Genomic DNA, 12,275 nt, shown 5'->3' with positions numbered 1-12,275 from the left:
ATGCTGGTTACTTTCAATGGATTGACTCTAGTGATGCTGAGGAACCGGATCGGCGGATTGTATCCAAGCTGTATAGATGAGATCCCTCAGTTCAGTCGCCGCGGCTGCCAACTGCTGGACAGCAAAGCGCTTCCCATCTGCTGTGCCTGAATCGCCGAATGCGCCTTCTTTTTCCAGACGATAGGTAGTTTCGACCAAAGCGTGAGACTGTCTAAGGTAGACCATGTACTGATCGAAAACATCTCCGATCGGCGCTGGCTGCTTTTCAACCAGCGGAGATACATCCGCTGCCTTGACATTTTTGTGCACAAATTCGCTTTCAAACAGACCGTGAATCTTGTGTTCGGTGGTATATCCGTTTGGATTGGGACCAAGCCATCCATTCGGCTTGTTGGACGTATGGAGAGGCATTGCTCCATCTCCGACATAGTGACCAAGCCATCCCGCCAGAAAAACGATCTCTTCCTCGATTGGAGTCGTGTCCTCTTTGGTCACCACCATCTCACGGTAGTCGCGCATGGCAACTTTCAGCCGCTCCCAGACCTCATCTGCCTGATATGGCTGCATTCCGAGCTTCTCAGCAGTGACGACCATGTCGGGATGCGAGGTCTGGGCCAACGCTAACGCACGCACATAGTCATATCGTTTACGCGGCAGTGTGGGCAACACCGCATCTACCGTCTCGATCTGCATGAAATGTTCTGGAGCGGTCGTGGCCGCAAGTTCCGGCTCCAGAAGTCCACGCCAGTGGTCGGGCATCGGTGCGTAATAACTCATTGCATTGATGGACTGGGGGTTCCGAAGAAAAGCAGGAACGTCACCAGGTAACGCGGAGCATGCAAGCTGATTGATGATTTGGTGTCCATCCACACCCCATGCGAACATGCGCTGTACTCCAACGAAAACTGGGACGGTAAATAAGAGACAGCAGTGAAGCAGGTGACGTCGAATCATGGTTTCCTCAGGAGACAGGTGTGAAGGTAAGTCGCCGAAGTGAAAGCCATAAGAACGAATGATGAACGGTCGGTTAAAATGGCAGACGTCTGACCTCATACATCCCCTGCATCAATTGAAATGGCATAATGGAAACCATCGTGAGTAGAGATGGAAATGAACATGCAACCAAGGTGCTTTCGGATCGGATATGGAACGGGATGGCTCGAGAAAATCTCGCAACACGCGTCGCGAATGCCATTCGCGAGCAGGTTCATTCCGGAAAGCTGGAGCGCGGAGTCCAACTTACCGGCGAGGTAGAATTTGCGCGGGAGCTCGGAGTAAGCCGACAGACACTCCGTGAGGCTACCCACCTGCTGACGCAGGAAGGGCTCCTCACGATTCGTCATGGTGTGGGCACGTTTGTGGCAGAGAGCCCGAGATACTTGAGCAGCAGGCTCGACACCATGCATTCCATGTCGGCGCTGATACGAGAACATGGAGGCGACGCCCGGGTAGATGGCTTAAAGATCCGGAGTATTGCGGCCACCGCCGAAATTGCGAGAGCACTAGGGGTTCCTGAGGCTTCTCCTGTCGCCGAGATCTTTCGTCTTCGACTTATCGACGCAAAAGCTCTGGCAGTGGCGTACGACTACATTGCGCTTCTTGATGACGCCAAATGGAAACTTCCGTTGATCAAAATGTTTGACGGTGGTTCGATTTACGAGTTTATGGCCGCGAAGCTTCAGCGAGAGCTGATATCAAGTAAAGCGACAGTGACTGCGGTTGCTGCCAGTAAAAAACATGCTGCGCTGCTGCATGTCAAAACAGGTTTTCCTCTACTGCTAATGCGGGAAGTCCAATTTGATGTACAGCGCCGCAGCGGCCTATACAGTGTGATCTTTCATAATTCCTCGCTGATGGAGTTCACATTAGTACGCCCTGGGGACAAATCGTGACGGCTTCTCTTGCCGTCTTCGGCAACCTCACCATTGATGACCTCGTTTTTCCCGATGGATCGACCCGTTGGGCTGTTCCCGGTGGCAGTGCAGTTTACGCGGCAATGGGAATCTCGCTTTGGACGGGATGTGCAAGCATTGTTGCACCCGTCGGCACCGACTACCCAATAGAACTTCTGGGCAACCGTATTGATCTGTCGCGCTGCCAGCATGTGCCACGCACTTTGCGGAATTGGGGCCTCTACGAGGAAGACGGCCAGCGGCATTTTATCTCTCGAAACGCAACGAGAAACTGGAGTGAGTTTTGCCCGAAACAGACAGACGTTGCATCTGGCTATCAAACAGCAGCACATATTGCACCGATGCCGCACGATCTAGCACTGGAGTTGGTGAGCGCACTCCGCAAGGTCGGAACCAGTTCTATCTCTCTCGACCTGGATGATCATGACCTTCTCGGCAGGACGAATCTAGAGGCTATTCTCGGGCTACTAGGTGGAGTCGATCTCTTTTTGCCGAGCCATCAAGACGCTCTTGCGATATTCCCAGGTGCTGAACCGCTCGAAGGCTTGCGCAGACTAAGGTCTTATGCGCCTGACGTGACCTTGATTGCGATGAAGTGTGGGTCGGAAGGCGTAATCGCGCACGTCTCGGGCGCAAAGGAATGTATCCATGTTCCCGCCGTACAGGTCGATCTGGTCGATCCGACAGGCGCGGGGGACGCCTTTTGTGGTGGAGTGCTGGCTGGCTTTGCAGAAAAGAACGATCCGATCGAGGCTCTGCTCTATGGGGCGGTGTCCGCTTCATTCTGTGTCGAAGGCATCGGCTTCGCCGGTTTGGCCAACGCAACCGAGGAAATGGCTCGCCCGCGTCTCGCGACGCTTCAACATCGCGTGGAATTTCAGTCAATGTAAGGGGTCAGCAATTCTATCCGCTGCAATGTCTCTTCGGCACCAAAGCCGCTTGTCAACGAACATCTCCAACTTAGGGATAGAAACCGGCTATCCGGAAAGGTGAAACCGAACTGCCTGAGAAGTCTGGTTTCTATGAGCAGGTCATTTAGGTCAAGGGGTTTTCTGTTTTTCTTTCCTAAGCGTTTTAGTCTCTTCCGTTGTTCTGTTTTGGTTGTTCCGCATGTTGTTCTCCACCGTGTTTCTATTCGCACTTTGAGTGAGCCGCTCGTGGCTCTGTGTCGGTTGGGGTCAGAAGGAGAAGTCGATGCTGCCAGTTTTCGGTCGGCCTCGTTCAGGGCCCAACCAGACACGCAGTCATCGGGGAGCGGGGTAGTCGCAACAATTAGACATGATCTCCTTCCTCAGACTGGTACTGCATAGAACGGGATGTATGGCTCCTGGGTGATCCAGATGCGATGAAGCAGTACTGCCAGCTTGCGCGCGACGGCGACGATGGCCCGATTACGGGACTGCTTGCCTCCGCGCGAGGCCAGGTGCAGACCCCACTGTCGTAAGGTGGAATCTCTCCCATGCGGACCGAGCACATGGTTGGCACACTCGACCAGCAGAGTACGTAAATAGATGTTGCTAGCCTTGGTGATGCCGAGCTGCGGGTCTCGATCCCCGGACTGACTGCGTCTTGGCCGCAGGCCCAGGTAGCAGCCGACATCGCGACTTCGCTGGAAGCGTTCCTCGCTGCCCAGCGTCAGAACGTACGTCAACGCCGTGAGCTGACCGACGCCGTAGACCTGGATCAGAGCCTGCGTCTCTGGATATTCCGCCTCCGCGAGTCGTTTGATGGCGCGATCGTAGTGCTTGATCTTCACTGTCATCTCCGCGATCTGTTCGAGCACCGGGCCAAGCGCCTGCGTCAGACCTGGCGGCAGCACGGCCACACATCGCTTCGCGAAGCAGAGCGTGGACGAGGCAGGAAGACGATAGCCGCATGGCTTGGCCAACCCGCGCACGGCGTTCACCGCAGCCGTCCGCAGACGAACGATCAGGTTGCGGGCGCGGATCAACGTCAGCGCCTCCTGCTGAGCGACCGTACGATGGGCAATCTGGCGCAGGATCTTCGGATCGAGCCGCGCGTAGCGAGCCAGCTTCTCCGCATCTACCTGATCGCGCTTCCGATCGCTGTGCGAGATCGCCCGCAGCTCACGTACGTTCGCTGCGATGACCTCGTGACCCAGTTCCTCAAGCTGCTCGCTGATCCAAATCGAGTACGTGCCCGCTTCCATCGCGATCCGCACCGGAGGCAGATCGGTAAACCACTTCTCGACTCCCGATGGACTGGTACGAAACCGGCCCTGGCCCACGACTTCTCCATCTTCGTTAAGCGTGCAGTAATGGCTCCAGACGTCCCCAAGATCGATCCCGATCGTCATCCCGACCTTGGAGCTTCTGAGTGGTACTTCCGCGATATGGTGCTGCATAGGATTTTTCATGGGAAATAGTCTCTCCGATCCGAAGACCTGCTCATCCCATTTTTCGGCAATTACAATTGCCGCGCCGGGGTCGGATGGGCTCCGGTATTTCTGAGCCAAAGTGAATGTTAGTCTTCGGCAAAATCTGAAGGGAGATTTTGCATGAAGAAGAAGCGCTTTTCAGTGGAGCAGATTGTGGCCGTGCTGAAGCAGGCAGAACTGGGCGTGCCTGTGGCGGAGGTGATTCGCAAGGTTGGGATCAGCGAGCAGACCTTTTATCGATGGAAGAAGCAATACGTTGGCATGGAGACCGATCAGGCTCGGCAGATGAAGCAACTGCAGGAAGAGAACAGCCGGTTGAAACAACTGGTCGCAGATCTGAGCCTGGATAAGACGATGCTGCAGGATGTGCTCAGAAAAAAGTTCTGAAGCCCTCGGGACGCCGTCCGATGGTCGATCATTTACGCGACCGGTATCGGGCGAGCGAACGGCATACCTCCCAGGTTCTCCTGATGGTGCGAGGCACGTATCGCATCAGAGTCATCAGGAACCATGGACGGAGTTGCGGATGCGGATACGCGAGATCGCACAGAGCAGGGTGCGTTACGGGTATCGCAAGATCCGCGTTCTGCTGAACCGCGAAGGCTGGGCTGTTGGGAAGCATCTGGTGTATCGGCTGTATAAGGAAGAGGGCTGGCCTTGAAGAAGCGGCCACAGCTAAGAGAAAAGCAGTACGGCACGGGAAGAACGCTTCGTCGCGACAGCGCCCAACCAGGCATGGAGCGTCGACTTCCTGGCCGATCAGTTGCACGATGGCACGCGCTTCCGCGCCTTGACGATCCTCGATGTTTACACGCGGGAAGGCGTTGCCATCGAACTGGCCAGAGCTTGAAAGGAGAAGATGTGGTGCGAGTGCTAAACCGAGTAAAACAGCAACGTGGAGTGCCGAAGTTCTTGTTCTGCGACAACGGAAGTGAGTTCACCAGTCAAGCCATGGACCTATGGGCCTACCAGAACGGAATGAAGATCGACTTCTCCCGCCCTGGCAAGCCGACCGACAACGCGTACGTGGAATCGTTCAACGGAACCTTCCGAGCCGAGTGCTTGAATGCCCACTGGTTTGGGACGCTGGCCGAAGCAAAACCGCTGATCGAGGAATGGCGTCAGGAATACAATGAGAGTCGTCCTCACCGATCTCTCGGTGAACGAACGCCGAGCGAGTTCGCCAGTGAGTGCGCGGCTAGCCGCGTACTCACTGCAACCTAAACCAGCCGAAGACTAACTCTAGGCTTGGTACAGAAATCCTGGTCCGATCAGCACGACGACGACGAGGTAATACTGACATTTCTAATGGGCCAGAAACCCTGACATTTCTATCGGGTACTAACAGAAGCTCTCTCAGATTCTACTACCCTGTCTTGTTCTTCCCCTTCTGCTTGCAGGATGTGCCTCGATGACGGTCTCAGATAGGCCGAGCCTGGAGGAGCAGAGTAAATGTTCGGCACAGGCCGATAAGTTGTTTGCTGGTCAAAACTACGACCTGCAGCTGTGGCCAACCACCAGAGTCATTACACTCCCAACTTGCACCGATGCGTTCTCTATATTTGGGCACACTTTCCAAATGAATCTTTAACATCCATCTCACTGGTAGATGCTTTTGAGGGAGAGTCTCTTGGATCTTTCATTGAACGAGGACAGGGGGAACATCATTCCGTTACCTGTACGGTCAGAGGTTCCAGTAGCAACAACACGCGTTGCAATTCTGAAGACGAGTTCAACAAACGCGTGAAAGATATCTACAGACTGAATCCATAGTGGGACTTCAAATAGCAATCGTCCCGGTCCTACCCCATGAGCAGGGCGCGACAGTCTCGTCATCGGGCATGCGTGAGACCCTTCGTACGCCACTTGATTCCAAAAGATCTACGCCAAATAGCTCCTCAAGTTACACGAACCTGCCGCACCTTGCACAGCCTTGGCCGCGCGCTCCATGCTGGTGCCCAGGTCGCCGTCACCTGTAACGCGGTCCATCTCGGTAAGCTCACTCATCGCCTGAGCCAGAGGCGGGATGAATAGGGGATTCGGCATTCGGCACCCGGGTGAGTTAGCCTCTACGCAGTCTGGATATGGTTAAGCTGACCAGGCCGCTGGCTACGAGGTAAATCGAGGACAGCTCGGGGACCTGATTCAGTGCGGGGTCTGGGCTCAGGATTTTGAAGTTCGGCCCAAAGTTTCCTGGATTGTTGGGGGGATAGGTGCTGGTTGCGAAGAGCGGAGTGGCTGGAGGAGCTCCGTAATAGCTGTAGACCGCGGTGTCGAGCGTCAGCCCGAATTGGGAGGTGAATCCCTGCGCCTGGGTGAAGTAGTGTTCGCCGGTGAAGAACTGGGAGACGATCTGATATTGGGTGAAGGCGGCGAGGGTTAAGGGAGAGGAGAGGTCGGTGTAGGTGAAGGTGGTGCTGGTTCCCCCTCCGCCGACGGTTGTGACACTTACCAGTGCGCCGGGTAGTGCCTGCTGGGTGGCAACGTCGAACAGCGCGACGGTGTGGGTGGCGTTGTATCCGTCGTTGATGTAGCCCATCGCGGTGACTGTGATTGGAGCGCTTCCGGTTGTGAAGTTGTAGCCGAGCTCCGCGGTGTCATTGTCATCGATGCGGTAGAGGGACGACGTAAAGCTGAAGGCGGCAATGGAATCGGCATAGGCAGGAACTGTGGCCAACACGGCAAAGAGGCAGACAGAGGAGGTGCATAGCCGAGAGAGGGTGAGAGAGCCATGGGATCGTTTCATTTTCTTCTCCGTAAAGCATTTATCCTGGACCCAGAATCGCTTCAAACCACGGATACCAGCCAAGGCAACAGAAGTTCCAATGTCTAGTCATGATGCAATTCGCGCTCCATTGCAAATTAATGCGATGTGACCTGTTTGCAGGTCAGATAGGGTAAGGGCTAGCGAGGTGAAGTCGCACGATCTTGCACACAATATGCTGGATTCATCGGGTTAAAAACAAAAGAGGGTGAGCGCTACGTGTAGCCCAAGTTCTATATGTCAGCGAGAGGTTCAGACTGCCTCTGCTTCCATTGATCGGGGAGCCAAGCGTGTAGTTGGTCGTTCCTTTTAAGGAACGACGTTGACGGTAGCCGTATTTTGCTATTCCATGTATGTTAATGATAACAAATGATTTATGTCCGGTAATGAAGCTTATGTATAGTTCCGTTGTACGCGCAAAGTAGAAATGTCCGGTTTCTGCAAAGTTGAAATGTCCAAACTACCCTTCCGAGAGATATCGGAGGCAGAGATTGGATCTTTTCAGAATGAGCGAACGGGATCTCCAACGGATTGCTGTTCTGACAGACGTGATGGCCGGACGGCGTACGGTGGTGTCCGCCGCGGCGGTGCTGGCGATTAGTGAGCGGCAGACCTTTCGATTGCTGGCGCAGTATCAGGAACAAGGTAGCAGTGGAATAATCCACAAGGCGCGTGGCCGAGCATCGAACCGCCAGGTCAACGCTGGTGTCCGAGCGTATGCCATCGAGCTGGTTCGCGCCAAGTACGCCGACTTTGGTCCAACCCTTGCAACCGAGGTGCTTCTGGAGAAGCACGCGATCAAGGTGGGCCGAGAGACGTTGCGCCGGTGGATGGTGTCAGACGGCTTATGGTTGTCACGGAAGCAGCGCAGAACCTTTCACCAACCTCGTCTGCGACGCGAGGCGCATGGCGAGCTGATCCAGATCAATGGCAGCGAAACCGCTGGTTCGAGGATCGTGGAGCACTCTGCACGCTTCTGGTGTTTTATTGACGATGCGACTAGCAGGCTGATGCAGCTGCGCTTTGTCCTAGCGAAAGCACAGAGAGCTACTTTGGAATACTGCACGGATATCTCAAAGATCACGGCTGCCCCGTCGCCTTCTACTCGGACAAGGACACGGTCTTTCGGGTGAACAAGCCAGACGCGAAGGGAGGTTCGGGGATGACGCAGTTCGGCCGAGCGCTGGCCGAGTTGAACATCGAAATCATCTGCGCCAACTCGAGCCAGGCCAAGGGCCGCGTGGAAACGAGTGAACCGAACTCTGCAGGACCGGCCGGTCAAAGAACTGCGGCTCGCCGGTGTCTGCAACATGGAGGACGGCAACATCTTCCTCCCGGAGTTCCTACAGCGCTTCAATGAACGTTTTGCGGTGACTGCGATCAAGCCTGAGAACATGCATCGCACACTCAATGTCGCTGCCGGCCGGTTGAGCGACATCCTAATGCCACCGCGAGCAGCGCTTTGTCGGCCAGCAACTCACCTTCCATTACGATCGCAAGCCTATCATCCATGAGCGGAGTGGGGCCTCTGAGAACCTTGCAGGCAAATACGTGGAGCTGTCCGATTTCGCAGACAGACCACTAGAGGTGAGGTGGAAAGGACTCCTGCTTCCCTACCACATCTTCAGCAGGATCAGCGGGTCAGCCATGCGGCCATCGTCGAGAACAAACGCCTGGGCCAGGCTATGCCAAAAGATCCAGAGGGCGCGCTCGTCTTGGGCTTCGGCCTTCAACCCTCTCGATGACCCTTTTGGGGTGTTTGGATTAATTCTCTGGGCTTACAAGGACCTGGCACTACCGCGTAGCCCGCACGAAAATGCCACTACATATTCGTCTCCCGCTACTTTTCGCATTTAGTCCAACTTGCTGAACCACCTCTGGCGCTGCGGCTAGAATCCATCTCATGGAAAGTAAATTGAAATCTCGTCGCAGATTCTTATCAGATGCGTCGTTAGGAGTTGTCGGGACCGTAATGGCCTCCAGTATCCAAGCGCAGGTCCCTCAGTCGACTGCCGGCGCACCGCCTACCTTCGGGACTGCGCCGAGTACCGGACCCGAGGTTTCCGCCGCAACATTTGGCGAGGCTGAAAGGCTCGTGCAGATAGAGATGACCGATAGAGACCGGGCAGAAGCCGCCAGCAATTGGCGTAAGTCAATGGCCGCTCTATACGAACGCCGCACGGGGCCGCGCAAAGTAATACTCACCGAGACAATCGCGCCGTACTCGACCTGGAACCCTGTACTTCCCGGCCATCACGCAGGGCCGGAGCGGGATCGCTTCAGCCGCAGCGCACCCGGACCGGGGCCACTGCCTAAGAGTGATGGTGAGATCGCGTACGCTTCAGTCGCGCAGCTTTCACGGTGGATCGAAACCAGGCAGCTTAGCTCTGAACGACTGACGAATATCTACTTATCGCGCATCGCTCGCTTCGACCCAAAACTGCATTGTGTCATCACGCTTACAGGTGATTCTGCAATCCGACAGGCTAGACAGGCCGATTCTGAGATAGCCGCGGGCAGGTACCGTGGTCCACTGCATGGCATACCATGGGGCGCCAAAGATCTTCTTGATACAGCTGGCATCGCGACGACTTATGGCGCTGAGCCATATCGCAACCGCATCCCAACCGACGACTCAGCGGTCGTACGTCGTTTGCATGAGGCTGGAGCTGTGCTGATCGCCAAACTGAGCCTCGGCGCTCTTGCGCTGAATGACATATGGTTTGGTGGGCAGACGCTGAACCCGTGGCTGCTGGAAGAAGGGGCCTCCGGCTCAAGCGCTGGTCCGGGTGCGGCGACAGCGGCGGGACTCGTTGGTTTTTCCATCGGTTCGGAGACCGGAGGAAGCATCGCCAGTCCGAGTATGCGTTGCGGAGTCAACGGCCTGCGTCCTACCTTCGGCCGTGTGCCTCGCACCGGCGCCATGACGCTGTGTTGGTCGCTGGATAAGCTCGGGCCTATGTGTCGCTCAGTCGAAGATACGATGCTGGTACTGAATGCGATCTCCGGTCCTGATCCTGGCGATATCTCCAGTGTGCCTTCGAAGCTCGACTATGACGCTCAAGCTTCTGTTGTCGGTTTGAAGGTCGGATACTTTCCAGCATGGATGAAGGAAAGTCCCGCAACGGAGGTTGATCGTGCAGCCCTTGTTGCCATCCGCAAGTTAGGTATGATCCCTATTGAGGTTCAATTGCCTGACTGGCCTTATGATTCACTGCAATTGATTCTCTTCGCCGAAGCCGCCGCCGCGTTTGAAGAGTTGACGCTTAGCCACAAGGTAGATCAGCTCAAGGCACAAGTTGCTGATGCATGGCCTAACAGCTTCCGCCAGGCGCGGTTTCTCTCTGCGGTGGACTTTGTGCAATCGGACCGCTTGCGCAGGATGGTTGCGCTTGAGATGGCTCGCATCTTCTCACAGGTGGATTTGCTGCTCGTCCCCTCGCTGCGCGACGAGATGTTGACCATAACGAATTTTACCGGGCATCCGTCACTTACCATGCGAGCGGGATACGTCGAAGTATCTCAGGCCCGCAGTGACTGGGCACCAGACCCCAGGCACCCGCTACCGCGCTTCAACCCACCACGCCGAGTTCCTCATGGCATTACCCTCATTGGACGACTCTTCGACGAGGGCACGCTAGGGCGCGTCGGACTCGCACTGGAGCATGCCTTCGGAGTCGCCAGGGAACATCCAACGGGTTTTTAGTGCTCACGAAGTGGAACTGGTGGAACAGCCTGACTGCAATCAGCTTTTGCATTGCAGGCACGGACGCCAAAGAATACGTTGTCCTTGGATATCGGGAGCAGCACGGAATAAGGCGTGGACCCTGATGTATCCTTTACATCGAACGCATACTGCCAGTCGTTAATAGCGGTCTCTCGCCACACGACCTGATAGTGCACATCCCCTGTAGAGCTCTTCGGTGCCTCCCATTTGAGTATCGTGTCGTTGTCCAGGTTCGATGTGGACACATGAACCTGCTGCGGCATACCAGGCGAGTTTGCCAGCGTCGCCAACGTTGCTATATTGAGCCCCGCAACCCGTGCAATGTAGTTGAAGTCGTCAAACTTCAACAAGTCACCATACTCCTTGCCGTTTTCAGTGCGCACATGCTGGTGCTGATGGTCGAAGTTCTCCCGCCACTCGGTGAACCGCACCGAGGGGAAGCCTTCGTCGCTAAATGATCGATGGTCACCGCCGCGGAGAAAGCGGTCCAACCGAAGCTCCATCGCGGCATGAAATGGTTCTTTACTAGTAGACAAATAGGTGCGATCCACCGCCAATACTTCACGCGCAAGCTGACGCGAAGGAGTTTCATTCTCCCCGCCGATACTCAGGGCTTGGCGGATCTGCTCGATCGGCGATGAAGGTAGGATGCCTTGTGAAAACACCCGGACCCGTTGCTTGCTTTGCAATGTGTCGCCTGGCGTTGTATCACCGCCAACGATGTCATTGTTCAGTACACCTTCGAGCTCCCAACCCTCCTTTTGAGCACGCAGCGCGAGATGATGAGAACCGTTAAGTCCCTGCTCTTCGCCGGCAACTGCAACAAAGATGAGCGTGGCGGGGAATTTGAATTTACTCATTACCCGGGCAGCCTCGAGAGAGACAGCCGTGCCACTGGAATCGTCATTGGCACCGGGCGCGAAGTCATGCGTGTTCATGACATCTGTCTCTCGCGTATCGTAATGGCCAGTGATGAGATACATACGCTTTGCAGCAGATGGATCAGAGCCACGCAAGATTGCATAGACATTGCGAAGCGGTGTTGGCTTTACGATTCGCGGATGGCTATTGTTGAAGCCGGCCTGAGGCTGCTCAACAAATTCATCGAACTGTACTTCCAGGCACCCGCCGCAGTCCTTGCTATAGCTTTCAAACTGCAACTTGATCCAATCCGCCGCGGCGAAGACGCCGGTGCCGGGCTTGAGATCCGTCTCGGTGGATGAGATGGTCGAGCGATTGTGGAACTCCACGAGACGCGTGATATTCGCTTTGATGCGATCAGCCGAGACTAACTTCAGGGCGGCAGCAATCTGGGGGTCGGCGGGGGTAACTCCGATCTGCGAACCAACGGCCTCGTAGTCCAGTTTGTTCGTTGATGCGTGACTACTCTTCTGTGCAGTGGCAGGGTTAGCGGATAAGACCGTCGATGCCAATGTGGCGACAAACAACATACGCTTCATGGATTTTCCTCAG

At 55.4% G+C, this 12,275-nt stretch carries 8 protein-coding genes and 2 pseudogenes; 5 read left to right on the top strand and 5 right to left on the bottom strand.

The genetic code is table 11. The annotated features are described in order from the left end of the window. Positions 1-27 precede the first annotated feature (27 nt). On the bottom strand, positions 28-885 hold the full coding sequence (locus BDD14_RS00845) for a S1/P1 nuclease (RefSeq protein WP_242617641.1): 858 nt from the start codon (positions 883-885) through the stop codon (positions 28-30). Positions 886-1,154: 269 nt separating this feature from the next. Between BDD14_RS00845 and BDD14_RS00840 the strand changes: the two genes are divergently transcribed. Both BDD14_RS00840 and BDD14_RS00835 read left to right on the top strand, forming a co-directional pair. After that, complete coding sequence (locus BDD14_RS00840; RefSeq protein ID WP_242617640.1) at positions 1,155-1,892, top strand: GntR family transcriptional regulator; 738 nt, start codon at positions 1,155-1,157, stop codon at positions 1,890-1,892. Further along, positions 1,889-2,803, top strand: coding sequence for a carbohydrate kinase family protein (locus BDD14_RS00835; RefSeq protein WP_130417167.1), 915 nt, complete (start codon positions 1,889-1,891; stop codon positions 2,801-2,803). Before BDD14_RS00840 ends, BDD14_RS00835 begins: the two co-directional genes overlap by 4 nt. Positions 2,804-3,204: 401 nt before the next feature. On the opposite strand, the gene BDD14_RS00830 is transcribed toward BDD14_RS00835, so the two are convergent. Then, a complete protein-coding gene (locus BDD14_RS00830) occupies positions 3,205-4,290 on the bottom strand; it encodes an IS110 family RNA-guided transposase (protein WP_242617639.1) in 1,086 nt (361 codons plus the stop codon). 141 nt (positions 4,291-4,431) lie between these two features. Here BDD14_RS00830 and BDD14_RS00825 point away from each other — a divergent pair. Further along, a pseudogene (locus BDD14_RS00825) lies at positions 4,432-5,535 on the top strand (IS3 family transposase). A gap of 657 nt (positions 5,536-6,192) precedes the next feature. On the opposite strand, the gene BDD14_RS31510 reads toward BDD14_RS00825, so the two are convergent. After that, positions 6,193-6,357, bottom strand: a complete 165-nt coding sequence (locus tag BDD14_RS31510; RefSeq protein ID WP_165419812.1) for a hypothetical protein — start codon at positions 6,355-6,357, stop codon at positions 6,193-6,195. A 16-nt stretch (positions 6,358-6,373) separates the two neighbouring features. Beyond that, the gene (locus tag BDD14_RS00820) at positions 6,374-7,057 is read right to left on the bottom strand and encodes a DUF4082 domain-containing protein (RefSeq protein WP_130417166.1); all 684 of its coding nucleotides are present in this window, start codon (positions 7,055-7,057) and stop codon (positions 6,374-6,376) included. Between the two features lie 509 nt (positions 7,058-7,566). On the opposite strand from BDD14_RS00820, the pseudogene BDD14_RS32750 reads away from it, so the two are divergent. Both BDD14_RS32750 and BDD14_RS00810 read left to right on the top strand, forming a co-directional pair. Beyond that, a pseudogene (locus BDD14_RS32750) lies at positions 7,567-8,763 on the top strand (ISNCY family transposase); the annotation flags it as partial. A 284-nt stretch (positions 8,764-9,047) separates the two neighbouring features. Further along, positions 9,048-10,781: an amidase gene (locus BDD14_RS00810; protein WP_242617638.1), complete on the top strand. Its 1,734-nt coding sequence runs from the start codon at positions 9,048-9,050 to the stop codon at positions 10,779-10,781. On the opposite strand, the gene BDD14_RS00805 is transcribed toward BDD14_RS00810, so the two are convergent. Further along, on the bottom strand, positions 10,778-12,262 hold the full coding sequence (locus BDD14_RS00805) for a M28 family peptidase (protein WP_130417164.1): 1,485 nt from the start codon (positions 12,260-12,262) through the stop codon (positions 10,778-10,780). The two genes, BDD14_RS00810 and BDD14_RS00805, sit on opposite strands and share 4 nt — an antisense overlap. Between the last annotated feature and the right edge of the window lie 13 nt (positions 12,263-12,275).

This window comes from Edaphobacter modestus (genome assembly GCF_004217555.1).
GTDB classification, from domain to species: Bacteria; Acidobacteriota; Terriglobia; order Terriglobales; family Acidobacteriaceae; genus Edaphobacter; species Edaphobacter modestus.
This window is presented reverse-complemented; position numbering and strand designations above follow the sequence as displayed.

What these genes read in the sequence shown, in the direction of transcription:
- BDD14_RS00845 (WP_242617641.1), bottom strand. Translation starts at nt 885, where the DNA reads ATGTTCGCATGGGGTGTGGATGGACACCAAATCATCAATCAGCTTGCA.
- BDD14_RS00840 (WP_242617640.1), top strand. Translation starts at nt 1,155, where the DNA reads ATGGCTCGAGAAAATCTCGCAACACGCGTCGCGAATGCCATTCGCGAG.
- BDD14_RS00830 (WP_242617639.1), bottom strand. Translation starts at nt 4,290, where the DNA reads ATGAAAAATCCTATGCAGCACCATATCGCGGAAGTACCACTCAGAAGC.
- BDD14_RS31510 (WP_165419812.1), bottom strand. Translation starts at nt 6,357, where the DNA reads ATGCCGAATCCCCTATTCATCCCGCCTCTGGCTCAGGCGATGAGTGAG.
- BDD14_RS00820 (WP_130417166.1), bottom strand. Translation starts at nt 7,057, where the DNA reads ATGAAACGATCCCATGGCTCTCTCACCCTCTCTCGGCTATGCACCTCC.
- BDD14_RS00810 (WP_242617638.1), top strand. Translation starts at nt 9,048, where the DNA reads ATGGCCTCCAGTATCCAAGCGCAGGTCCCTCAGTCGACTGCCGGCGCA.
- BDD14_RS00805 (WP_130417164.1), bottom strand. Translation starts at nt 12,262, where the DNA reads ATGAAGCGTATGTTGTTTGTCGCCACATTGGCATCGACGGTCTTATCC.